The organism is Acidovorax sp. JG5, assembly GCF_017939685.1.
In the GTDB taxonomy this organism is placed as follows: Bacteria; Pseudomonadota; Gammaproteobacteria; order Burkholderiales; family Burkholderiaceae_C; genus Acidovorax.
This window is the reverse complement of sequence record NZ_JAGKSE010000026.1, coordinates 1-22,160: the sequence shown is the minus strand read 5'-3', so window position 1 is coordinate 22,160 and position 22,160 is coordinate 1. Positions and strand designations below refer to the sequence as shown.

The 22,160-nt window shown below is 57.9% G+C and carries 21 protein-coding genes and 1 pseudogene; 6 read left to right on the top strand and 16 right to left on the bottom strand.

All coding sequences use genetic code 11. The features are described 5' to 3' along the window. Positions 1–66: 66 nt before the first annotated feature. From parA to J8G26_RS16960, 5 genes are all read left to right on the top strand, one after another. On the top strand, positions 67–705 hold the full coding sequence (gene parA, locus J8G26_RS16980; protein ID WP_210570365.1) for a ParA family partition ATPase: 639 nt from the start codon (positions 67–69) through the stop codon (positions 703–705). After that, on the top strand, positions 702–968 hold the full coding sequence (locus J8G26_RS16975) for a chromosome partitioning protein ParB (RefSeq protein ID WP_210570363.1): 267 nt from the start codon (positions 702–704) through the stop codon (positions 966–968). The genes parA and J8G26_RS16975 overlap by 4 nt, the downstream gene beginning before the upstream one ends. Further along, positions 965–1,438, top strand: a complete 474-nt coding sequence (locus J8G26_RS16970; RefSeq protein ID WP_210570362.1) for a DUF2840 domain-containing protein — start codon at positions 965–967, stop codon at positions 1,436–1,438. The genes J8G26_RS16975 and J8G26_RS16970 overlap by 4 nt, the downstream gene beginning before the upstream one ends. Then, positions 1,435–1,956 carry a S26 family signal peptidase gene (locus J8G26_RS16965; protein WP_349238332.1) on the top strand — a complete coding sequence of 174 codons (522 nt, stop codon included), beginning with the start codon at positions 1,435–1,437 and terminating at the stop codon, positions 1,954–1,956. Before J8G26_RS16970 ends, J8G26_RS16965 begins: the two co-directional genes overlap by 4 nt. 307 nt (positions 1,957–2,263) lie before the next feature. Further along, positions 2,264–3,157 (top strand): relaxase/mobilization nuclease domain-containing protein, encoded by an 894-nt coding sequence (locus tag J8G26_RS16960; RefSeq protein WP_210570361.1) that lies wholly within the window; start codon positions 2,264–2,266, stop codon positions 3,155–3,157. 50 nt (positions 3,158–3,207) lie between these two features. On the opposite strand, the gene istB is transcribed toward J8G26_RS16960, so the two are convergent. The 13 genes and pseudogenes from istB to J8G26_RS16890 all read right to left on the bottom strand — a co-directional run bounded on the left by istB (position 3,208) and on the right by J8G26_RS16890 (position 17,945). Next, positions 3,208–4,011 (bottom strand): IS21-like element ISThsp10 family helper ATPase IstB, encoded by an 804-nt coding sequence (istB, locus tag J8G26_RS16955; RefSeq protein WP_210570360.1) that lies wholly within the window; start codon positions 4,009–4,011, stop codon positions 3,208–3,210. Further along, positions 4,001–5,527, bottom strand: coding sequence for an IS21 family transposase (gene istA / locus J8G26_RS16950; protein WP_210570358.1), 1,527 nt, complete (start codon positions 5,525–5,527; stop codon positions 4,001–4,003). The genes istB and istA overlap by 11 nt, the downstream gene beginning before the upstream one ends. An 85-nt stretch (positions 5,528–5,612) precedes the next feature. Then, positions 5,613–6,365 (bottom strand): ABC transporter ATP-binding protein, encoded by a 753-nt coding sequence (locus J8G26_RS16945; protein WP_210570356.1) that lies wholly within the window; start codon positions 6,363–6,365, stop codon positions 5,613–5,615. 83 nt (positions 6,366–6,448) lie between these two features. Continuing rightward, positions 6,449–7,125, bottom strand: a pseudogene (locus J8G26_RS16940) (IS630 family transposase); the annotation flags it as partial. 483 nt (positions 7,126–7,608) lie between these two features. Beyond that, the gene (locus J8G26_RS16935; protein ID WP_210570354.1) at positions 7,609–7,956 is read right to left on the bottom strand and encodes a transposase; all 348 of its coding nucleotides are present in this window, start codon (positions 7,954–7,956) and stop codon (positions 7,609–7,611) included. Positions 7,957–8,433: 477 nt separating this feature from the next. Beyond that, positions 8,434–9,192, bottom strand: a complete 759-nt coding sequence (locus J8G26_RS16925; RefSeq protein ID WP_210570352.1) for a sulfite exporter TauE/SafE family protein — start codon at positions 9,190–9,192, stop codon at positions 8,434–8,436. Then, positions 9,189–10,655: an NAD-dependent succinate-semialdehyde dehydrogenase gene (locus J8G26_RS16920; RefSeq protein ID WP_210570350.1), complete on the bottom strand. Its 1,467-nt coding sequence runs from the start codon at positions 10,653–10,655 to the stop codon at positions 9,189–9,191. Before J8G26_RS16920 ends, J8G26_RS16925 begins: the two co-directional genes overlap by 4 nt. Beyond that, positions 10,652–11,587 (bottom strand): FAD-binding protein, encoded by a 936-nt coding sequence (locus J8G26_RS16915; protein WP_210570348.1) that lies wholly within the window; start codon positions 11,585–11,587, stop codon positions 10,652–10,654. The genes J8G26_RS16920 and J8G26_RS16915 overlap by 4 nt, the downstream gene beginning before the upstream one ends. Continuing rightward, positions 11,588–12,337 (bottom strand): electron transfer flavoprotein subunit beta/FixA family protein, encoded by a 750-nt coding sequence (locus J8G26_RS16910; protein ID WP_210570346.1) that lies wholly within the window; start codon positions 12,335–12,337, stop codon positions 11,588–11,590. Continuing rightward, entirely contained in the window at positions 12,334–13,455 is a 1,122-nt protein-coding gene (locus J8G26_RS16905) for an NAD(P)/FAD-dependent oxidoreductase (RefSeq protein ID WP_210570344.1), read from the bottom strand. The genes J8G26_RS16910 and J8G26_RS16905 overlap by 4 nt, the downstream gene beginning before the upstream one ends. A gap of 2 nt (positions 13,456–13,457) precedes the next feature. Beyond that, positions 13,458–15,143, bottom strand: coding sequence for a thiamine pyrophosphate-binding protein (locus J8G26_RS16900; protein WP_210570342.1), 1,686 nt, complete (start codon positions 15,141–15,143; stop codon positions 13,458–13,460). A 5-nt stretch (positions 15,144–15,148) separates the two neighbouring features. Then, positions 15,149–16,294 carry an acyl-CoA dehydrogenase family protein gene (locus J8G26_RS16895; RefSeq protein WP_210570340.1) on the bottom strand — a complete coding sequence of 382 codons (1,146 nt, stop codon included), beginning with the start codon at positions 16,292–16,294 and terminating at the stop codon, positions 15,149–15,151. A 10-nt stretch (positions 16,295–16,304) separates the two neighbouring features. Next, entirely contained in the window at positions 16,305–17,945 is a 1,641-nt protein-coding gene (locus J8G26_RS16890; RefSeq protein ID WP_210570338.1) for an FAD-binding protein, read from the bottom strand. Positions 17,946–18,076: 131 nt separating this feature from the next. Between J8G26_RS16890 and gcvA the strand changes: the two genes are divergently transcribed. Continuing rightward, entirely contained in the window at positions 18,077–18,973 is an 897-nt protein-coding gene (gene gcvA / locus J8G26_RS16885; RefSeq protein ID WP_210570336.1) for a transcriptional regulator GcvA, read from the top strand. Here gcvA and J8G26_RS16880 read toward each other — a convergent pair whose 3' ends face one another. Genes J8G26_RS16880 through J8G26_RS16870 form a run of 3 tightly spaced genes read right to left on the bottom strand, consistent with a single transcriptional unit; the run spans position 18,974 to position 21,628 of the window. Continuing rightward, entirely contained in the window at positions 18,974–19,426 is a 453-nt protein-coding gene (locus J8G26_RS16880; protein WP_210570334.1) for a MaoC family dehydratase, read from the bottom strand. After that, complete coding sequence (locus J8G26_RS16875; RefSeq protein WP_210570332.1) at positions 19,423–20,625, bottom strand: CoA transferase; 1,203 nt, start codon at positions 20,623–20,625, stop codon at positions 19,423–19,425. The genes J8G26_RS16880 and J8G26_RS16875 overlap by 4 nt, the downstream gene beginning before the upstream one ends. A 7-nt stretch (positions 20,626–20,632) precedes the next feature. Continuing rightward, the gene (locus J8G26_RS16870; protein WP_210570330.1) at positions 20,633–21,628 is read right to left on the bottom strand and encodes a tripartite tricarboxylate transporter substrate binding protein; all 996 of its coding nucleotides are present in this window, start codon (positions 21,626–21,628) and stop codon (positions 20,633–20,635) included. Positions 21,629–22,160: the final 532 nt, after the last annotated feature.

Below are 22,160 nucleotides of genomic sequence, written 5' to 3'. Positions count from 1 at the left end.
TCATAGAGAGGTGCCGCGTCTGTGGACAAGACCCACTCTCACAGCCCAAACAACCAGGCACGTACCATGATCATTGCCCTGCTCAATCAAAAAGGCGGGGTCGGCAAGACCACGCTGGCCACCCACATCGCCGGTGAACTGGCCCTATCGGGCAGTTCCGTTGCCGTCATTGATGCCGATCCCCAAGGGTCGGCATTGGACTGGGCACAACGCCGAACCCAAAACCGTTTACCAAGATTGTTCGGGGTCGTCGGTCTTGCGCGCGAAACACTGCATCGGGAGGCCCCAGAACTCGCGAGAACCGTCAATCACGTGATCATCGATGGCCCGCCCCGCATCGCCGCTCTGGCGCGCTCCGCGCTGCTGGCGGCCGATCTCGTCCTGATTCCGGCGCAGCCCAGTCCCTATGACGTATGGGCCAGTGCGGAGATGGTGGCGTTGATCTCGGAAGCGCGCGTGTTCAAGCCCACGCTGCGCGCGGCCTTCGTCATCAACCGGCGTGTCGCCCGTACCATCATTGGCCGGGAAGCACGCCAGACACTGACCGACCAGGCGTTGCCCGCGCTCGCCGCCGAAGTCGGCCAGCGCATCATCTTTGCCGACAGCGTGGCTGCCGGCCGCTTGGCATGCGAACTTGACCCGGACAGCCTGGCCGCAAGGGAAATCGCGGCATTGGTCAGTGAGATCAAGAGGCTAGCGCCATGAACGGCAAGCGTGTTGCACGCGTTCCCCGTGTCGCTATTGGCAACCGTCCTGCCGCTGATCCGGCAGCCCAGGCGTGGATTCGGCAAGCAAATGTAGCGACATCCGGCAAGGCCGACGTTTACACCGCACGGCTCACTATCGACGTCACACCGACGCTGCGCGGACGCATTAAGGTCATCGCTTTTGAGCGCGGCGTAACCGTCGCCGAGATGCTGCGCGTGCTGCTGGAGCGTGAGTTCGGCAGCAAGGGAGCGACACCATGAGCCTATCGAATCAGAGTTTGACGCGTGTTGTGTTGGCCTTCGTACCGGAGCGGGTCAACAACCGGCTGCGCTTCGGCAAGCCGGTGCATGAGACGATTCTTGACCGTTGGCGGCGTACGGCGCACTTCAGCCCCGGCTCCATCTTTTGCCGTATCTGCTGGCTGGCTAACGACTACGGCACGACGGTATGGCATCTCTCGGTGCTGCAGACTGGTAGCGCTGGGCAGCCGCTGCAGCGCATGGCTGGAGTCATGCCAGGCGCCCTGCGCCTGCTGCATGTATCCGGCGAGCTCAAGGTGCAACAGGTGCTGCGTTTGGTTGACGGAATCGAGGCGCTGGGCATCGACCCCGCTGCCGCCTCGCCCGCGTACTGGCAACTGCTGCACAACCGGCTGGCAACGCGAGAGGCTCTGCCGGACTACACCGTCGAGCGACATGAGGCTTACCTGGCAGGTGAGGTTTTACGGTGAATCGAATCAATCGGATATTGCTCGCGCTTTGCACCGGGCTGAGCATCACGGCAGCGGCGCTACCGGCTGCTTATCGACCTTCAATACGCATCGTCTACAACCCAAGCGCCAGCGCACCGTTGGGCTGGTACCGGGTTCAAGCCACTGCGTCTCCACGTGTCGGCGACTACGTGCTCGCAACGTTGCCGCCGGATGCTGCTGCGCTCGCGGCGCAGCGCGGCTATCTGCCAGCGGGTCTGCCAATCCTGAAACGGATTGGTGCCGTCTCTGGCCAGCAGGTTTGCTGGCACGAGGATGTCCTGGCGGTCGATGGCACTGCACTGGGGTACGTTCTGCGGAACGATCCACAAGGTCGTCCACTTCCTGCCTGGCGGCAGTGCCGCAGACTGGTGCAAGGCGAGTTGTTCCTGTTCAGTGCCACCCATCGGGCGTCGTTTGACAGCCGGTATTTTGGGCCGATTGTGTTGTCAGCCGTGCAGGGCCAGGCGATTCCGCTTTGGACCTGGAGCGCGCTATGAATCTGCTGCGCCTGTGTCATCCTGGCTGCAATTTTCCTGCACCGCCAGCTTACGCGGCGGTGCAACCCTCGTGCAGACCATCGCCGCCTGAACGTCGGCACCGGTCATGCCAGGGACCGGGGAGGATGGAGGGCAAGATAAAAGGGGACGGCACGGTGGTGTGCCTCAAGCCCAGTCTGCACAGGGGTAGGCGCGGCACGCGCTTTTACCGACCACGTGCCGCGTCGAAGCCGTCTTGCGCGCCCATACTGGTATCCCGACGTGCCTTGTTCGCCCGTGTAAGCCGGACTGCGCTGGAGCAGCGACCATGAGTCGTCGTGACGAGAACACATTCAAGGTCAAACCGGGGGCGCCCAAGACCCGAGACCGGCAATTCCTCTCGCGGGTACTGACTGAGGTCAGCAAGGCGGGCGGCAAGGCTTTGAAGGCAACACTCTCACACCCTGCCGGTCCTGCCCGTACAGGCGCGAGGCGCGGACGCGGCCAAGTCGCCGCCGGGCTCGCCGGCAGGTCGCTGGGCGCGCATTCACGGCGCGTGGTCATCAAAACCCGGCTGGTGGTGCTCAAGCAGGCCGGTGCGCGTTCGACGCAGACGCACCTGCGTTACATCGAGCGCGATGGCGTGAGCCGTGACGGAGAACGTGGCCAGGCTTATGGTCCCGCTACCGACGAGGCCGACCTGCCCGCCTTCGAGGAACGAGGCCGAGGAGACCGCCATCAGTTTCGGTTCATCGTCGCCCCCGAAGACGCAGACCTGATGGATGAACTGCGACCCTACACCCGCGAACTGATGACGCGTATGGAAGCCGACCTCGGTACCCGCCTCGACTGGGTGGCCGTGGACCATTGGGACACCGACAACCCGCACACCCACGTCGTATTGCGCGGCAAGGACCAGACGGGTAAAGACCTGATCATCGCCCGCGAATATATCTCCTGTGGCATGCGCCAGCGGGCCTCGGAGCTGGCGAATGAATGGCTGGGCCCCCGCACGGAACTGGAGATCCGGCACAGCCTGGCCCGCGAAGTGGATCAGGAACTCTGGACCGGTCTGGACCACCAGTTGCAACAGGAACTCAGAAATGGCAGCATCGAAGTAGGCCGGGGGCCACAAGACGCGGTGGCGCGTCAACGCCGCACGTTGTTGATCGGAAGGTTGCAGCGCCTGCAGGTCATGGTGTTGATTTCCACGCAAACCTAACCCACTATTTCCATCTCGATCTGACCCACCCTTTTGCGTGAACTCGATGCTCACGTTGTGGATAAGTTCTTGGGGGTCTTCTCCTTCTTGGTTGTCGGTTGTGGTTGCTGTGCGGAACTGTTCTTGAATCGGAAGCTGTCGTTGCCGGTTTCCAGAATATGGCAGTGATGCGTGAGCCGGTCCAGCAGTGCCGTGGTCATCTTGGCATCCCCGAACACGCTGGCCCATTCGCTGAAGCTCAGGTTTGTGGTGATCACGACACTGGTGCGCTCATACAGCTTTGACAGCAGGTGGAACAGCAAGGCTCCTCCTGAAGCGCTGAACGGCAGGTAGCCCAACTCGTCCAGGATCACTAGGTCGGCATAAGCCAGCCGGTGGGCCAACTGTCCGGTCTTGCCGTTGGCCTTCTCCTCCTCCAATGCATTGACCAGTTCCACCGTGGAGAAGAACCGTACCCTGCGGTGATGGTGCTCAATAGCCTGCACACCGAGGGCCGTGGCAATGTGGGTCTTGCCGGTGCCAGGGCCGCCCACGAGCACCACGTTGTTGGCATCCTCCAGGAACTCGCAACGATGTAACTGGCGCACCAGGGCCTCGTTCACTTCGCTGTGCGAGAAGTCAAAGCCAGCCAGGTCTCGGTACGCCGGGAACCTGGCCACCTTCAACTGGTAGGCCACCGAGCGCACCTCCCGCTCGGCGGTCTCAGCCTTGAGCAGCTGGGACAGGATCGGCTGGGCTGCCTCAAAGGCCGGAGCGCCTTGTTCGGCCAGTTCCGCAACAGCCTGGGCCATGCCATGCATCTTGAGCTCGCGCAGCATGATCACGATGGAAGCGATGGCAGGGTCATGACGCATAGCGCACCTCCCTCAGCTGGTCATAGCGAAGCACATTGGCCTGGGGTTCCACAGACAACTTGAGTGCCTGGGGAGATGTGACAGGCGCCGGGGCCGGCTTGCCATCGAGCAAGCGGTGCAAGACATTCAGGATGTGGGTCTTGCTGGCCACTCCTGCCTCCAGTGCCAGTTCCACCGCGGAGAGCACGGCCTGTTCGTCGTGGTGCAGTACCAGCGCCAGGATTTCCACCATCTCCCGGTCGCCACCGGGCTGCTTGAGCAACGTGGCCTGCAAGCGCTTGAAGGCAGCTGGCAATTCCAGGAACGGAGCACCATTGCGCAGGGCGCCGGGCTTGCGCTGCAGCACCGCCAGGTAGTGACGCCAGTCATAGACAGTCTGCCCCGCGCCATGGTGGTTGCGCTCAATCAGGCGCTGGTGTTCACACACGATCTGACCTTCGGCCGCGACCACCAGGCGATCCGCGTAGACCCGCAGGCTCACGGGCCGGTTGGCATAGGAGGCAGGGACGCTGTAGCGGTTGCGCTCGAAGTGAATCAGGCAGGTGGGCGAGACTCGCTTGGTGTGCTCCACAAAGCCATCGAAGGGGCGTGGCACCGGCATCAAAGCGGCCCGCTCCTGGGCCCAGACGTCTGCGATGGTGCCAGGCAGCTTCCCATGCTCGATCTCACGCCACAGAGCCACGCAGCGCGCTTCAAGCCAGGCATTGAGCTCGAGCAGGCTCGGGAATGGCGGCACGACCTGCCACAGGCGGTGGCGGGCGTCGCGCACGTTCTTCTCCACCTGGCCCTTCTCCCAGCCCGAAGCCGGGTTGCAGAACTCGGCCTCGAACAGGAAGTGGCTGACCATGGCGGCAAAGCGTGCGTTGACGTCTCGCTCCTTGCCCCGGCGCACTCGGTCTACGGCAGTGCGCATGTTGTCGTAGATGCCTCGCCGAGGCACACCTCCGAGTACGGCGAAGGCGTGGTTGTGCGCGTCGAACAGCATCTCGTGCGTCTGCAGGAGATAGGCGCGCAGGTAGAACGCCCGGCTGTGACTGAGCTTGAAGTGCGCCACCTGCAGCTTGGTGCGCACCCCAGCGATGACCGCCCAGTCCTCGCTCCAGTCGAACTGGAAGGCCTCACCCGGACCGAAGGCCAGGGGCACGAAGGTGCCGCGACCAGTGGTCTGCTGGGCCACCAAGCGCTGCTCGTGCCAAAGCCGGGCAAAGGCGGCAACCCGGTTGTAGGAGCCCGGATAGCCCAGGGCCTGCAGATCGGCGTGCATCTGTTTGACGGTGCGCCGCTGCTTGCGGGATCGGCCGGCCTCGGTCTTGAGCCAGCCCGCAAGCTTGAGCGCGAAGGGGTCGAGCTTGGAAGGGCTGACCCGCTTGGCGTAGTGCGGCTCGGCCGCGTCAGCACGCAGGTACTTGCGGAGGGTGTTGCGCGAGAGGCCCGTGCGGCGGGCGATCTCGCGGATGGACAGCTGCTCTCGCAGGGCCCAACGTCTGATGACACTCAGTGTTGCCACGTCTATCACTCCTGGTCTCCTGCTGCTTAAAAAAGCAGCAGGTTAGGGTTAGTACGTGGATCAGTTTTAGATGGAAAACCTGGGGGTTACTGGGTCACTTCTGGATGGAAATCAACACTTCCACCACCTGAGGGTCGGCCGCGACTTCCTCATAACTACCCTCAGCCAGCACGCCGCCCCGCGCCAACACCGTAATCGCATCCGAGATCCCGGAAACGACCTTCATGTTGTGCTCCACCATGAGGATGGTCCGATTAGCCGATACCTTTTTGATCAATTGCATGATGCGGTCGACGTCCTCGTGCCCCATGCCTTGAGTTGGCTCATCGAGAAGCATGAGTTCAGGCTCGAGTGCAAGCGTCGTCGCAATTTCAAGTGCCCGCTTTCGGCCATAAGGCATCTCCACCGCCACCATATCTGCGAACTCTTCAAGGCCTACGTGACCGAGCAGCTCCATTGCCCGCTCATCCAGCACGTCAAGAGTTCGTTGGGACTTCCAGAAATGAAACGAAGTACCCAGACGGCGCTGCAATGCAACCCGGAGGTTGTCCAGCACAGTTAAATGCGGAAACACGGCAGAGATTTGAAATGACCGGACGACCCCGCGACGCGCAATCTGAGCAGGCCTCTCGTGCGTGACGTCCGTTCCGTTAAAAAGAATCACGCCCCGGGTAGGCTCCAGGAACTTGGTCAGCAGGTTGAAGCAGGTCGTCTTGCCTGCTCCATTCGGCCCAATTAGCGCGTGAATGTGGCCTCGTCGCACGCGCAGGTGCACATCGTCCACCGCAACAAAGCCTTTGAACTCTTTACGCAGCCCTGTTGTCTCCAGAATGAAATCACTACCCATACTGTCTCTTTTCCTCGTTTTTATTGCAGAGCATGGCCAGTTTAGGTTTCGATCTATTGGAGATCAAATATATTATTTTTAGCTTATTTATACTTTTTCAGTATAAGTAAATTTAAATGTGCCGTCCCGCTGATACGTGAGCAAAGTCTGTGCAGTTTTTCCAGTATGGAGTCGGCAGTGGCTGTCCACCGAAACGGCTGGCAGGACTTGTTGAGGTGTGACATGAAGTGATCGATCTTGGCGACGCGTTCCTTGACCGAGGCGAAGGAGCCGTGCCGGATGGCCTTGTCCGTGATCAACGCAAAGAAGCGTTCCACCTGATTGAGCCAGGATCTGTCGGTCGGGATGAAGTGCATGTGCCAGCGCGGTCTGCTGGCGAGCCACGCCTTGACCTTGGGATGGCTGTGCGTGGCGTAGTTGTCCACGATGCAGTGAATATCCAACCCGGCGGGCACCGCCTTGTCGATTTCACGCAGGAAACTCAAGAACTCCTGATGCCGGTGACGCGGTTTGCAACTGGCCAGCACGGCGCCGTTGAGCACGTCAGCGCCGCAAACAGCGTGGTCGTGCCATGACGCTTGTAGTCATGCGTGACGCCTTCGACGTAGCCCAGTTCCATGGGCAACGTCGGTTGCGTGCGCTCCAGCGCCTGGCATTGGCTCTTTTCATCAACACACAGCACCAGCGCGTTGTCCGGCGGCCTCAGGTACAGGCCTACCACGTCGCGTAGTTTTTCGATAAAGAACGGGTCCGTGGACAACGCCAATGTCTGCGGCCCATCAGGGCAGACTCGATTGATCGTCGTCATCCAGAAGATTCGCCAGCTCAGGATGCAATACACCGAGATCAGATTGACCAGCCGCTCGGCTGTGCGCAGCTTGGACTCCTCGGCCTTGCAGCCGGACTTCAGAATCTTGTGGAAGGTCTCGATCTTCCACCGCATGGCATACCAGTGGAGTTTCTCGATGGCATCATCTCGCGAGCACACCGGCAAGTTGGTGATGAGCTTCCGTCCAGTGGTTCCCTATCCGGCGGCGCATCCCGCTCTTGCGCATGCAGTACCGCCAGCACCAACTCGGGATAGTGCTTTTGCTTGCCCTTGAACTTTTTTCGGCTCCAGAATATGATCGCGCACAGGCCAAGCGGCAGCCTGTCACTTGTCACGGCCAGGCTCGAGTGCATCAGCATCCCGCACACGGTGTGCTTTGTCAGCCGCCCCGCCTTGTTTTTCCGGCTGCTCGTCTCACCGGTAAAGCCGATCTTCTCGGGCGCGTCTCGCTTGTATGAGAATTCCGTCGTGTCCTGCAGGATCAGCAGGGGCCCCGCGCTCGCGCGTCGATTCGAAATGCCCGGCCAATATCGCCTGCTCATCGACTCGGTCGTTGGAGAAGAACCGGTACGCCGCTTTCGTGTTCGCCCAATCCTGGCATGCCAGTGGAATGCTTGCCCCAGCTTTGCCTGACATCCGCCGCATCAGGTCGGTCAACCTCTTGCCCAATCGCGCATCCTTGAACTTGCAGCCCGACAGTTCGTTGCCTTTCCATGTCTGGTCGCCCTGTATTTCACCGCCCGCCTCAAATTCTCCCCGCATCCAATACCCACCCGTCCTGATCTCGTTGTTCGCACAACAACGGACGGCTCGGTCAACTGGCTGACAAACAGGGTTCTCTCATCAGAAAAATGTGGGTAATTGAAAGATTGGTCGGACGCTTACGAACGAAACCGACGTGGCGCAAGAGTTCGGCGTCAGCCGCACGCCAGTGCGAGAAGCTTTCCGGACGCTTCTTGCCGAGGTCTGCTGGACGTGATTCCGCAGAAAGGCACGTTCGTTTCGTAACTCAAGCGGACCACGCTCAGGGACGCACCGTTTGTGCGCGAGGCGCTCGAATGCGCGGCGACCCGCCTGCATGGCGGCTTCTATTGGCGCGGCGGTGTTGTCCGAGAAAACCAAGGCAACAAAGTTCTACAAATTGCCCGCAAATTACTGCCTTATGATTAAAGAGCTGTTCAGATTTGTGGGGCCGTTTCTGGTCAACACCGGTTCAACGGTTTAGCTCAACACTCCAAACTATCCGTAGGCGAGACCGCTAACGAAAAACGTCTTCAACAGCAAAAACCCCCCGATAGCTAGTAGGCAATAGTAAAAGCTGGTTCTGAACACCCGTTCGCTGACCCGGGCTCGCAGCAACTTTCCAATCGGCATACCCAACAAGGCAGCGATAAGCGCCAAGGCAGAACCAGACATATCACCAAAAACGGGGACTTCGTCCTGATGTAATCGAAAAGCAAGCGCTAGTGCGCCAACGGTAAAACACAAAGCAAGCGCTTGAACCAGCTCGTCCTTATTGAATTCCAAGCTTTGTAGGTATGGGACTACAGGCATCACAAACAAGCCCGTCGCGGCATTAACCAATCCCGCGATAATTCCAATTAGGGGCGAAAGCCATAACTCAAGCGATGGGCGAATTATGAAGCGGGCCGCAGAGAGTCCGATGATCGCGTAGACCATCAGCATGAGACCTAAACCACGGGTCGCGAATTTCGCGTCGACTGTAGCCATGCCTATCGGTGCCAAGACAGTGCCGAGTGCGAGTCCGACAGCTAGAGGGGCCAAACGCGAAACTAGAGACGTGAGATTCCCACCGGAAATTAACTGCCAAATGTTGGTCACTAGCGAGGGAATCACCAACAGGGCCGCGGCTTGGGGCAGCGGAATATAGGCACTTAACACACCGAGAACGACCGTCGGCATCCCAAGACCGACAGCTCCCTTGACCAGGCCCCCAACTAGAAACGTCAGAAGCACAGGTAACCAAATTTCCGTCAACTCAAGCCACCAACACACACGTACTTCATCTCCAAATACTCATCAATACCGTATTTGGAGCCTTCGCGGCCGGTACCAGATTGTTTGATGCCCCCAAAAGGTGACACTTCATTAGACATTGCGCCGGTATTGACACCTACCATACCGTACTCAAGTTGCTCTACGACTCGCCAGAAACGATTGATGTCTCGACTATAGAAGTACGCAGCCAGCCCATACTCACTGTCATTTGCAAGAGAGACTGCTTCTGAGTCGGTGTGGAAGCGGAAGACGGGAGCCACGGGACCAAAAGTCTCTTCATGCGCAATCAGCATTTCATGCGAGACTTCTGCCAGTACGGTTGGCTCATAAAAATGGCAACCCAAAGCACTGCGTTTCCCGCCTGTAACTATCCTTGCACCCTTGGCTGTCGCATCGAGCACCTGCTGCTCCACCTTTTTTACGGCTGCCTCATCGATCAGCGGACCTTGCTGTACTCCAGCTTCTAGGCCATTACCGAGCTTTAACTGTGCCGCTGCTGCTGCGAACTTGGAGACGAATGCGTCGTAGATGCTGTCATGCACATAGATGCGGTTCGTGCAGACACAGGTTTGACCAGAGTTGCGATACTTTGAGATGACGGCTCCGGCGACTGCGGCATCGAGGTCAGCATCTGCAAAAACAATGAACGGAGCATGTCCACCGAGTTCGAGACTGAGCTTCTTAATCGTTGGCGCGCATTGCTGCATTAGTATGCGTCCAACCTTAGTGGAGCCGGTAAACGAAAGCTTTCGCACGACGCTGCTCTCGCAAATCAATCGTCCAACTTCTACCGAGGTGGAAGTATCTGTGGGCAACACGTTGATGACGCCGGGCGGGATCCCTGCCCGCTGAGCAAGCTCAGCCAAAGCGAGCGCGCAAAGTGGGGTCTGTTCAGCTGGCTTCACAACAATCGTACAACCTGCCGCAAGCGCCGGCGCGACTTTTCGTGTGATCATCGCGACAGGAAAATTCCACGGAGTAATTGCACCGCAGACTCCAACGGGCTGCTTCATTGCAAGTAGTCGCTGGCCTACATTCTGACTTGGAATCAAGTCCCCATAGATACGCCTCCCCTCCTCTGCAAACCATTTGATAAACGAAGCTCCAAACGAAACTTCAGCTCTGGCCTCTTCAAGCGGCTTCCCTTGCTCTGTAGTCAATATTGTGGCGAGATCTTCGCTGTGAAGCATTATCAGCTCGAACCATCGCTCCATCAGCGTCGCGCGATCCTTTGCCGTCCTCGATCGCCAGTTCGGAAGAGCCCGAGCGGCGGCGTCAATCGCTTGCTGAGTTTCTCTGAGGCCGGCTCGGGATACCTTGGCAACTTGCGTGCCATTGGCAGGGTTATAGACAGGAAACTGACAACCGTCATTTGCATCGACCCAAAGCCCATCGATATACGCACTCGTGCGAAGCAACGCCACATCCTTTAACAAAATCATGTCAGGCTCTCCGTCATCTCAGGCACAGCCACAAACAAATCCGCCTCAAGACCGTAATCAGCTACGGAGAAAATCGGCGCTTCAGGGTCCTTGTTGATCGCGACGATCACCTTGGAATCCTTCATGCCAGCCAAGTGCTGGATGGCGCCGCTGATGCCAACGGCAACATACAACGAGGGCGCGACGATCTTGCCGGTCTGGCCCACCTGCCAGTCATTGGGCGCATAGCCCGCGTCCACTGCAGCGCGGCTGGCCCCCAGTGCCGCGCCCAACCGGTCGGCCAGCGGGGTCATAACTTCCTGGAATTTCTCGCTGGAACCCAATGCCCGTCCCCCCGATATGATGATCTTGGCCGCTGTGAGTTCGGGTCGATCGTTTTTTGCAATCTCGCTGCCTATGAAGGTTGATTGGGTCGTGGCCACCGTGGCGGCGATGCTGTTCACTACAGCTGAACCGCCGGACGGAGCGGCTGAATCGAAGCCCGTCGAACGCACGGTCAAGACCTTGGTTGAATCCAGGCTCTGAACGGTGGCAATGGCATTGCCTGCATAGATCGGGCGCTCAAAGGTATCGGCACTGCCGATCCTGGTAACGTCAGAGATCTGGCTCACATCAAGCTTGGCAGCCACGCGTGGCGCGATGTTTTTACCAGAGGCGGTCGCGGAGAACAGGATATGGCTGTAGTTGTCTGCAATAGCCAGAACCTGTGCGGCCATGTTTTCAGCCAGGGCATGGGCAAAGCCATCGCCATCGGCATGCAGAACCTTAGTTACACCGGCAATCCTGGCTGCTGCCACGGCAGCTGCGCCCGCATTGGAGCCAGCCACCAGCACGTGAACTTCACCGCCGCATTGCACAGCAGCGGTCACCGTGTTCAAGGTTGCGCCCTTAATGGAAACATTATCGTGTTCGGCAATAACTAGAGATGTCATTTAGATTACCTTCGCTTCGTTCCTGAGTTTTGCAACGAGAGTAGCCACATCAGGGACCATGATGCCGGCACTGCGCTTGGGTGGCTCGGTCACTTTGAGGGTCTGAATGCGTGGGGCTACGTCCACGCCCAGATCGGCAGGCTTGACTACTTCCAGCGGCTTTTTCTTAGCCTTCATGATGTTGGGCAGCGTCACATAGCGCGGCTCGTTTAGGCGCAGGTCCGTGGTGATGACCGCTGGCAGCCTGATCGCCAGAATTTCCGAGCCGCCATCCACTTCGCGGGTCACACTGGCCCAGCCATCAACCACCTCAACCTTGCTGGCAAAAGTAGCTTGCGGAAGATCCGCCAGGGCGGCGAGCATCTGGCCGGTCTGGTTGCAGTCGTCGTCAATGGCTTGTTTGCCCAGAATGATCAGGCCGGGCTGCTCCTTGTCCACCAGGGCTTTGAGGAGTTTGGCGACGGCCAGCGGTTGTAGTTCTTCGGTGGTTTCCACCAGGATTGCGCGGTCAGCGCCGATGGCCATGGCGGTGCGCAGGGTTTCCTGGCATTGCGCGGTGCCGCAGGAGACAGCGATGATTTCGGTAGCTACGCCTTTCTCTTTCAGACGGACGGCTTCTTCAACGGCGATTTCGTCAAAGGGGTTCATGCTCATTTTGACGTTGGCGATATCTACACCGGTGTTGTCCGACTTGACGCGGACCTTCACGTTGTAGTCCACCACGCGCTTGACGGGGACAAGGATTTTCATTCGTTCTCCATTAACTGATTCCGCACATAACGCGCAATAGCAAGCGATGCCGTAAGGCCTGGTGATTCGATACCGAAGAGATTGACAAGCCCTGGAACGCAATGCTCTGCTGGCCCTTGAATTTTGAAGTCCACATCGGCCTCACGTGATATCTTCGGTCTAACACCTGCATACCCTGGCTGCAGAGCCCCGTCAGGCAATCCGGGCCAATACCCGCGAACCGACTCGTAGAAGACATCTATGAGTTGGGAGTCCACGTTGAAGTTGATATCCGCAGATCGTTCGATATCGAGCCACTCGACGTCTGGCCCGAAGCGCGCCTGACCTCCAAGGTCAAGGGTCAAATGAATCCCAAGGCCACCTGGCTCAGGGATCGGGTAAATCAAACGCGAGAACGGCGACCTCCCAGTTAGATTGAAGTAACTGCCCTTGGCAAAAAGCGGCTTCGGTATTAATTTCGACGGAAATCCCTGCAACATGCCAGCGACCCGCGGTGCGCTGAGGCCGGCGGCATTAACCAACAACTTGGCATGAATGGACGTCTTTACTCCATTGGCTTCTACGTCTAGCACCATGCCCTGGCCGTTTAAGCGACCCCCAACGACTTCGCTGGCGAAAGCAATGGTTGCGCCACTACGCTCTGCATCGCCGAGCAACTGGAGCATCAGCGCGTGGCTATCGACGATACCTGTCGATGGCGAGTAAAGCGCCGCAGTGCACTCGAGCGCTGGTTCGACTCCAATCGCTTCGTCGCGCGACATCCAGCGCAAATTATTGACGCCGTTTGCGTGTGCTCGTGCGGCGATTCCACGTAGTTTGTCATGCTGTTGCTCCGACTGCGCAACAATCAACTTGCCACACTGCTGGTGTGGAACTCCACGTTCCTTGCAATATCCGTAAAGAACTTCACGCCCCTCAACACACAGGCTTGCCTTGAGTGAACCAGGTGAGTAATAAATCCCAGCATGAATGACCTCACTGTTACGCGAACTGGTACCTGAGCCGACCACGTTCTCGGACTCAATGACGACCACATCGCGTCCAGAAATGGCCAGTTCGCGGGCAACCGCAAGGCCAATCACGCCGGCGCCGATCACAACACAGTCAACACGATCCATAGTTAAGCCGTTACGCCAGCAATGTTGCGCCGCATCGCGGTAATCGTTGTATTCGGTGTTATCGCATCTGGATCAGTTCGGACTTCAATCAGCGATGGCTTCCCACTGCTGATTGCACGCTCAAACGCAGCTGGAAACTGATCGGTCGCCGTTACCGTTTCACCATGAGCGCCAAACGAGCGTGCGAAGGCGGCAAAGTCCGGGTTGACCAAATCAGTCGCAATAACTCGGCCAGGGTACTCGCGTTCCTGATGCATGCGAATCGTCCCGTACATCCCGTTGTTGACCACAACTATCACGACATTGGCCCTCTCCTTCACCGCAGTAGCGATCTCCTGCCCGTTCATCAGGAAGCAACCATCTCCGGCAAAAGCCACAACCTGGCGATCAGGGTGAATGATCTTGGCAGCGATTGCGGCTGGAACACCGTAACCCATAGCACCCGAAGTCGGCGCAAGTTGGGTTCGATGGCCGCGGTATCGATAAAAACGGTGAACCCACACCGTATAGTTACCGGCACCATTGGTGATGATTGCATCATCGTCAAGGCGATCTCGCAAAAACTCCATCAGTTCCCACATCTGCACGTCACCCGGAATGGTCACACGCGAAGTCCATCTAAGATAGTCGGATCGAGCAGCCTCTGTCAAAGCGCGCCAGCGCATGGCGCCTTTCAAAGGGGGTAGTTTTGACAGCGCCTCGGCGAACCTCACCATGCCAGAGTTTATGAGCAGTTCACCTTCATACACACTTCCCAGTTCCTCTGCGCCTGCATGAACGTGTACAAGTTTCTGCTTCGGCACCGGTGAACTCAGCAGGGTGTAGCCGCTTGTGGTCATCTCGCCGAGCCGCGGCCCGATCGCCAGCAACAAATCGGCATCTCCTACTCGCTTGGCAAGTGCTGGGTTGATGCCCACCCCTACATCGCCAATGTAGTTTTCATGCTCATTGTCGAATAGATCTTGGAAACGAAACGCACAGGCAACTGGCAGGCCGTTCGTCTCGGCGAATTGCTGTAACTTGTTGCAGGCATCGACATTCCAGCCGCTTCCGCCAAGCAACACAAGCGGGCGTTCCGCACTTTCGAGAAGCTTCACCATACGGGCCATGTCAGCTTCGACGGGACCCGCCTGAACTGGCGTGAAAGATCGGATTTCCGATACGCCGGCCAACTCAAGAAGCATGTCTTCCGGCAGTGCCAACACCACTGGGCCCGGACGACCTGCGCATGCCACGTGGAAAGCGCGACTAACAAGTTCGATTACGCGATCAGCGGATTCGATCTGACCAACCCACTTGGCCATTCCGCTGAACATGGTCTTATAGTCAACTTCCTGGAACGCTTCGCGCCCTGCAAATTCCCTAGCGACTTGACCGACGAACAGGATCATCGGCGTTGAGTCCTGGAAAGCGGTATGCACACCGATACTTGCGTTGGTAGCACCCGGACCGCGAGTGACCATGCATATTCCAGGGCGACCCGTGAGCTTGCCGTACGCTTCGGCCATGTTTGCTGCCCCACCCTCGTGTCGACAAGCAACCACACGAACCCTCTCGCTTTCATCGTACAGTGCATCGAGCACGGCAAGGTAACTCTCGCCAGGTACACAGAACACATGGTCTGCGCCATGCGCCTTCAGCGTAGCTACCAAAAGCTGGGCGCCGGTTTTCGTTTTATCGTTTTTCATAGTATTTATGCGAATGCGTCAATGCCGGTCAGCTTGCGGGCAATGATCAATTGGTTGATCTGCGTGGTTCCGTCAGGGATCGTCAACATGCGGGCGTTTCGGAAGTGCCGCTCAACCCCAAATTCCTTGGAGATACCGAAGGCGCCATGGATCTGTATCGCCTTCGACGTAATGCGTTGTGCGGCCTCCGTGGCGAAGTTCTTTGCGATCGACGCCTCAAGCTCACAGCGCAGACCATTAGCCATTTTCGAAAGCGCCCGATAGACGAGAAGCTGTGACGCAGCAAGATCGGTCGCCATTTCGGCAAGTAAGCTCTGAACCAGCTGATGTCCCGCGATCGGTTTTCCGAATTGTGTTCGCTGCTTTGAGTACTCAACGGCATCCCTGAGAGCTGTATTGGATATTCCGAGCGCCAGTGTTGAGACAAAGCAACGTGACCGATCAAAGCCTTTCATCGTCTCGCGCAATCCGGAACCTAAGGTGCCCAGCAAGTTCTCCTCAGGGACAACCGTGTCGTCGAAGTGCACCTGGGCGAGCGGCCACCCGTTGAGCCCAAGCTTCTCGATTTCGCTAGCCTGAAAGCCATGTTCATCACGATCAACGAGGAACATCGAGAACTCGTCCTCACCTGTACGAGCAAGAACCACGACGACGTCCGCAACCGTGGCGTTTGACGTCCACATTTTTTCACCACTAATTCGAAAGTATTTGCCGTCGCGAACGGCGCGCGTTCGCATCTCGCGCACACTCGATCCGATGCCTGGCTCACTGATAGCGGAGCATCCAATGATCTCCCCTGTGAGCATCTTGGGAAGGTAACGTGCCTTGATCGCCTCACTTCCGTTGGAATAGACCTTCAATGCCGCGCCCTCAGCGACCCACGCAATACCAGCGGCGTCTGGGGATACCTTGGCAAGCTCCTCGAACAGCAAGCCGCTGGTTAGGAAATCCAGACCCATACCCCCTGCGTCCTCGGGCACCCAACCCGAGCCAACGCCATAGGGGACCATCGTTTTCATCAGCTGCAGGGCTGCGGGTTTGGTGAAGGCTTGATCACGAAAATGACGCGCGAGCGGTGCGACCTCTCGTTCAACTACACGCTTCCAACTATCTAACGCTATGCGCTGCTCTTCATTTGGTTCGAAATTCATTGCTTCTTTCTCATTGGATTGGGATTACTTCTTCGATCACTTCGCCGGATGGACCTCGTCTGAAGCTCGTGTGTCGCAGCCAGTTCGTGTCATCGCTCTGCGGGAAGTCGGTTCGCTGGTGAGCGCCGCGACTCTCAGTTCGTGACAGCGCGGCTTTGACAATCGTTCGCGCAACGAGAGCCATGCGGCGGGCCTCGAGAAGTTCGACGACTTCTGCGATGTCAGCGCCAGTACGGCGATCAAGACGGTCGCTGATAAGTTGCAAATGGGCCAGTCCGACGCGGAGCGATGGCTCGGCACGCCAAATCCCGGCGCATGTCGCCAGTATGTTGCGGATGCGGCCTTTTAGTTCTGCAACACCGCTCGCTTGTTTACCGTGCGCAGCCTTCAAAGCGCCCACAGCGTCGCCTACGATGCGACCCCAGTCACGTTGCCGTTCATCGAGCATGCCGGCGACCGCTCCACGTCCGGCCAATGCCCCAAATACCAGGGTATCTGCACAACCATTGCCAGCAACCCGACTCGCCCCATGAACGCCTCCAGCAGCCTCACCCCCTACAAACAATCCAGGTACATCAGATGCCCCATGGTGGTCTATCGCAATGCCGCCCATGATGCTATGCGCGGCGGGCGCCACAATCGGCGACTGTTTGGCCGGATCAACTCCGGCGCTGCGCAGGCGACTGCAGTGTGAGACATAGCTTTCGAGTCGATCTGGCGGGATACGCCGAGTGTCAAACAGTACACCGCCCTGGGGGAGCCCCCGGCCTTCGTCGATCTCGCGCTGGATGTGCAGTGCCATCTTCGCTTTCTCGATCCCGCGCTCTCCGAGCGGCGGATTCACGCGCATCATGAAACGCTCACCACGGGCATTGAGCAGCTGCGCACCGTCGCCCAGCATTGCTGTAGGCATTTCCATACCCCGGCATGCTTCGGGCCAGACCGTAACGACTGGCTCAAACTGCACAAATTCCATGTCGATCAACCTTGCGCCCGCCTCAAATGCCATTGCAAGCGAGTCGGCGGCGACGTCCGCGGGATAGGTGCTGCCCGCATAGAGACGTCCGATTCCGCCCATCGCGATTACAGTAGCCCGGGCACGTATCGCAAGCAGCGCCGCGCTATGCGGTTTCCACAACAGCGCCCCAACGATCTGACCGCCGTCTTGAAGCAGACCTATGACCTTCTGCCCGCCGATTGTCTGAATGCCACTTTCGCTAGCGCTCGCCTTTAGTGCCTGCAACAACGCGCCGCCGGTGCCCTCGGCGATGTAGACTGAACGGGGATAGGTGTTGCCTGACAAATGACGCTGCGCGACCTTGCCATCAAGCTTGGCAAATGGGACCCCCAAAGCTGCGAGCTCCCGGTAAGCATCGATCGACTGGTCCGCGAGCACTCGAACAAGCCGTCGATCATTCAGGCCATAGCCGCCGCGGACCATGTCGTCGAAGAAGACTTGCGGAGTATCAAGTGGATCAGTTGCGCCGATAGGCGCGTTGAAGCCGATGACATAAGGCGACGCACCATGAGCGCGATACGCCATGATCACGTTCACCCCTGTCTGGCGTGCAGCAATGGCAGCACGGTAACCGCTTAGCCCGCCGCCCAGCACGAGTACGTCAGTCATCGCTTGCTCAACCATGAGGTTCATGTCCGCCCCTGGGGTTGGTGATACATATTCATGAAGTGGAAACTTGCATGAACGCATTTTGCCAATAGAAATCGATAATAGACAGCGAGGAGTACTTGTCACTTCATGAGTAAATGTGATAATCTCTTTGCATGGCTTGGCAACTTCCATCACTTGCTGCTCTGCGCACATTCGAAGCGGCAGCGCGTCACCTTAGCTTCACGAAAGCAGCGGCTGAATTGAACCTCACCCAAAGCGCGGTCAGCCGGCAGATCCGGCTGATGGAGGAGTACTTGGGGGTTTTGCTGTTTCAACGGGTCAAGCAACGGCTTGTACTTACTGAAGCAGGTCGCAGTTATGTCAATGACATCCGTGCAGCGCTCGAAAATATGCAAGCAGCGACTGTTAACCTGCTTGCTCATCAAGGCAAGGGCGGTATCCTGAGCCTTGCCACACCGCCAGCGTTTGGTACGAAATGGCTGATTCCGCGCCTGCACCGTTTCAGCGATAGCCACCCGGAGATCCTGATAAACCTCGCTACGCGCGCGAAGCCTTTTGACTTCGGGTCAGAGGCTATCGACGCGGCAATTCACTATGGCAGAAACGACTGGCCAGGCGTACTGTTTGACCGCCTAGTAGGCGAAGAGATGGTCGTCGTGTGCTCGCCAGCGTACCTTGCCCGGCACGAAAAGCTCGAAAACGCGGCGGATCTATCAAAGCACGCGCTGTTACAGCAGTCAATTCGACCGAACCTGTGGCGAGAGTGGATGGAGGCCAAGGGCGGGGATGCCACACATGCATGGACAGGCCCGCGCTTTGAACACTTCTACATGATCATGCAGGCAGCTATCGGTAGCCTCGGCGTTGCATTGTTGCCGCTCATGCTGGTACATGAAGATCTGCAGTCTGGCCGTCTGGTGCAGCCCTTTGACGGCGCCTATGTCGGCCGAGACGCCTATTGCCTCGTCTACCCGGCCGAAAAGCGTAACGACCCCAAGATCGAATTGTTCCGGCGTTGGTTGGTAGAGGAGGCCAAACGGTCCGAGTAGTCAGTCAACAAATGCCCGCAAATGGACTGCTGAACCGACAACCTCTCCGCGCTGATTAGTGCAGGTGCATTGGTTGAAAATGCGCTTCTTCGTGAGGTCAACCTCGACGATCTCATACTTAGTGGTAATCGTGTCGCCGAACCGTACTGGAGCGGTAAACCGAACGCGATCATAGCCGAGCGAAACCGTACGACCAATTCGCATGCGCGACGACGCGGCCGAGATAAAGCCAACGAGGAGAGCACCATGCGCCAGGCGCTCGCCGTAACGGCCCTGCTTCATGTACTCCTCGTCAACATGATTGGGCGAAAAATCTCCCGTGATACCGGAAAAAAGGTAGACATCGGTCTCACCAACCGTCTTCGCGAAATACAAGGTCGTTCCAACCCTCACATCCTCCAGCCTGCCAGTTGGCGACTGAAAATATTCGAGCTTCGTGTTTTCGTTCGTCATATGACCTTATTGGTTCTAAGTTGCGCAATGTCCGATGGCGTCAGCTTGAGCCATTCATGCAGCACCTCTTCAGTGTGCTCGCCAAGCAAAGGGGGTGCAGTCCACCCCTGCTCGACATCGAATGCTGAGTACTTTGCGGCCGGGCCTATCTGTGGCAACTCCCCGTAGGCAGGATGCCGAACCGGCCGCAGCATGCCGCGATGCCTTACTTGCCGATGATCGAACACCTGCTGCATGTTGTTGACTGGTGCACAAGGCACCTTGGCACCATCAAGCTTCGTAAGCAAGTCGGAAGTCTTGAACTTGCTCACCTCGGGGTCCAGAATTGCGTACAGCGCGTCCCGGTGAGTCACGCGACCGGCAAGGTCGATGAACCTCGCGTCGTCAATCAGATCGCGACGATCAATCACCTTCAGAAATGCCTCCCAAATATTCTGATATCCAGCGCCGATAATGGCCCAACCATCGGATGTCTGAAACGCCTTGTAAGGTACCTGCTGGGCGTGCTCGGAACCCCATTTACCCGGGTTCTTGCCGGTGAGCAAGTATTCAAGCGCTGCGTTTGCAAGGAACGCGACTTCACCTTCAAGCAAGCTCGTCTCCACCTTTTGCCCCTTGCCGGTAAGCGAGCGCTGTAGCAAGGCAGTGAGAATTGCTGCATGGCAATTCATCCCGGCGATCATGTCGAATGCTGAAGTACCGAGTTTGATAGGTTGGCCACCGCGTTCGCCAGTGATGCTCATGTAGCCACCGATCGCCTGGATTGTCAGGTCGAAGGCGCCCAAGTTTTTGTCCGGTCCGTCGGCACCCATGCCCGAAATCGACGCGAAGATTAGCCTGGAATTGTCGTCGCTCAACCGCTCGTAACTCAAGCCTAGACGCGGCATAACGTCGGGACGGAAATTCTCAACCACAACGTCGGCGCAGCGGCACAGCCGGTAAGCAAGTTGCTTTCCGTCATCGCTGCTCATATCCAGCGTGATTGAGCGCTTGTTGCGATTTGCAGCAAGAAAGGTAATGCCGAGGCCATGATGAAAGGGAGGCCCCTGCGTTCGCAAAGGGTCGCCTTCTCCAGGAAGTTCAACCTTGACGACGTCGGCGCCCAAATCCGCTAACAGCATTGAGCAGTATGGGCCGGCGAAGACTCGCGTGAAGTCAATGACCTTTAGGCCGGTCAACGGTTTTTGTCTTGTATCCATCATCGCCTCAGTCAACGGACACTTTTGCCGGCTGGGCAATCTTGCCCCATTTGGCAGTCTCTGCAGCGATGTACTGGGCAAACTCGTCGGGTGTGCTATGGACCACCTCGGCGCCAACCTTAGCGAAACGCTCTTTGATTTCGGGCAGCTTCAGGATCTTTACGATCTCAGTGTTTAGCTTGTCGATCACTGGCTGCGGCGTACCCGCAGGCGCCAGAACGCCGCCCCAGGACACCGCTTCGAAGCCTGGCATCCCCGCTTCAGCCACGGTCGGTATGTTCGGAGACGCCGTCAGACGCTTCGGCGTTGTCACAGCAAGTGCCTTCAGTCGACCCGCCGCCACGTACGGACCGGCCGCAACGACGGTAGCCATCATCACGTCCACATGACCTGCGACCGTGTCGGCAAGCGCCGGAGAGTCTCCCTTGTAATTAATCGCCTTGATGTCGATCGCTGCGTTGGACTTGAAAAGCTCCATCGCCAAGTGACCCGCCGTTCCAAGCCCGGATACGCCATGCGACATCGCACCAGGCGCCGCCTTTGCTTTGGCAATCAACTCGGAAATGCTGTTCACGCCGACCCCCGGGTTGGCCACAAACATAAGCGGAACCCAGCTTACCAAGGTAATTGGGGTAAAGTCTTTCACTGCGTCGTACGGCAACTTCTTGTAGATGCTGGGATTGATCGCGCTCGGCCCGATATTAGCCATAATGATTGTGTGACCGTCGGCAGGCGCTTTTGCCACATACGAGTACGCGATGATGCCGTTGGCGCCTGCGCGGTTCTCGACAACCACGGGTTGCTTCAACGACGCCTGCAGCCGCTCAGCAATAAGGCGCGCGATGATGTCCGACGCACCGCCTGCCGGATAGGGGACAACGAAGTTAATCGTCTTGCTTGGGTAGGTTGTGTCTGCGAACGCAACGCCAACGCCGCATGTGGCGCTGGCTAGCGCGAGAAAGCCGTTTACAAGCGCAAAACGACGTGAGGGGGAAATTTTCATAGTGTCTCCGTGTAAGTTTTAGCATCTCAAAAATGATGTCTGACGGTGCGATTCTGGGTGAGGCAACCTGCGCGGTAAAGCGATGTGAAGTCGCAGGGTCATGAGCAAACGAGATGGCCTCCCGCTTCTGGAGTTACTCGGTGAACTGAAGGCTCTGCTCCAAAGATTGCCAGCAGCATGGCGAAGACAATGCTCTTTGCTCATAAGCGAACAACATGAAGTAGCTTTACCAGCGATGGGGTCGAATCAAAGAATGGGTCTGCATATTCAACCCAACGAAGACTTCATGCGATTTGTAAATTTCCACCGCCTTATACATGGGCTTTCGGCGATTTCGCTCCTATGCGCAATCGCAGGCCGCAATCCCAGACATGCACAAGTACACGCATTCCCCGCCAGACCGATCACGATCGTTGTACCCCACCCACCAGGGGTCGAAACCGATGCGCTCGCACGCGTAATCGGACCAAAACTCTAAGAGATCCTGCGCCGTAAGCGCACGGCAAACCCATGTTGACCGCCGATGGCGCCC

Coding starts and splice junctions, on each gene's coding strand:
- istB (WP_210570360.1), bottom strand. CDS start 4,011: ATGCGTCATGACCCTGCCATCGCTTCCATCGTGATCATGCTGCGCGAG.
- J8G26_RS16915 (WP_210570348.1), bottom strand. CDS start 11,587: ATGACATCTCTAGTTATTGCCGAACACGATAATGTTTCCATTAAGGGC.
- J8G26_RS16875 (WP_210570332.1), bottom strand. CDS start 20,625: ATGGATACAAGACAAAAACCGTTGACCGGCCTAAAGGTCATTGACTTC.
- gcvA (WP_210570336.1), top strand. CDS start 18,077: ATGGCTTGGCAACTTCCATCACTTGCTGCTCTGCGCACATTCGAAGCG.
- J8G26_RS16975 (WP_210570363.1), top strand. CDS start 702: ATGAACGGCAAGCGTGTTGCACGCGTTCCCCGTGTCGCTATTGGCAAC.
- J8G26_RS16920 (WP_210570350.1), bottom strand. CDS start 10,655: ATGATTTTGTTAAAGGATGTGGCGTTGCTTCGCACGAGTGCGTATATC.
- J8G26_RS16890 (WP_210570338.1), bottom strand. CDS start 17,945: ATGAACCTCATGGTTGAGCAAGCGATGACTGACGTACTCGTGCTGGGC.
- J8G26_RS16870 (WP_210570330.1), bottom strand. CDS start 21,628: ATGAAAATTTCCCCCTCACGTCGTTTTGCGCTTGTAAACGGCTTTCTC.
- J8G26_RS16905 (WP_210570344.1), bottom strand. CDS start 13,455: ATGGATCGTGTTGACTGTGTTGTGATCGGCGCCGGCGTGATTGGCCTT.
- J8G26_RS16935 (WP_210570354.1), bottom strand. CDS start 7,956: ATGCGGGGAGAATTTGAGGCGGGCGGTGAAATACAGGGCGACCAGACA.
- J8G26_RS16900 (WP_210570342.1), bottom strand. CDS start 15,143: ATGAAAAACGATAAAACGAAAACCGGCGCCCAGCTTTTGGTAGCTACG.
- J8G26_RS16960 (WP_210570361.1), top strand. CDS start 2,264: ATGAGTCGTCGTGACGAGAACACATTCAAGGTCAAACCGGGGGCGCCC.
- J8G26_RS16895 (WP_210570340.1), bottom strand. CDS start 16,294: ATGAATTTCGAACCAAATGAAGAGCAGCGCATAGCGTTAGATAGTTGG.
- J8G26_RS16880 (WP_210570334.1), bottom strand. CDS start 19,426: ATGACGAACGAAAACACGAAGCTCGAATATTTTCAGTCGCCAACTGGC.
- J8G26_RS16910 (WP_210570346.1), bottom strand. CDS start 12,337: ATGAAAATCCTTGTCCCCGTCAAGCGCGTGGTGGACTACAACGTGAAG.
- J8G26_RS16970 (WP_210570362.1), top strand. CDS start 965: ATGAGCCTATCGAATCAGAGTTTGACGCGTGTTGTGTTGGCCTTCGTA.
- parA (WP_210570365.1), top strand. CDS start 67: ATGATCATTGCCCTGCTCAATCAAAAAGGCGGGGTCGGCAAGACCACG.
- J8G26_RS16945 (WP_210570356.1), bottom strand. CDS start 6,365: ATGGGTAGTGATTTCATTCTGGAGACAACAGGGCTGCGTAAAGAGTTC.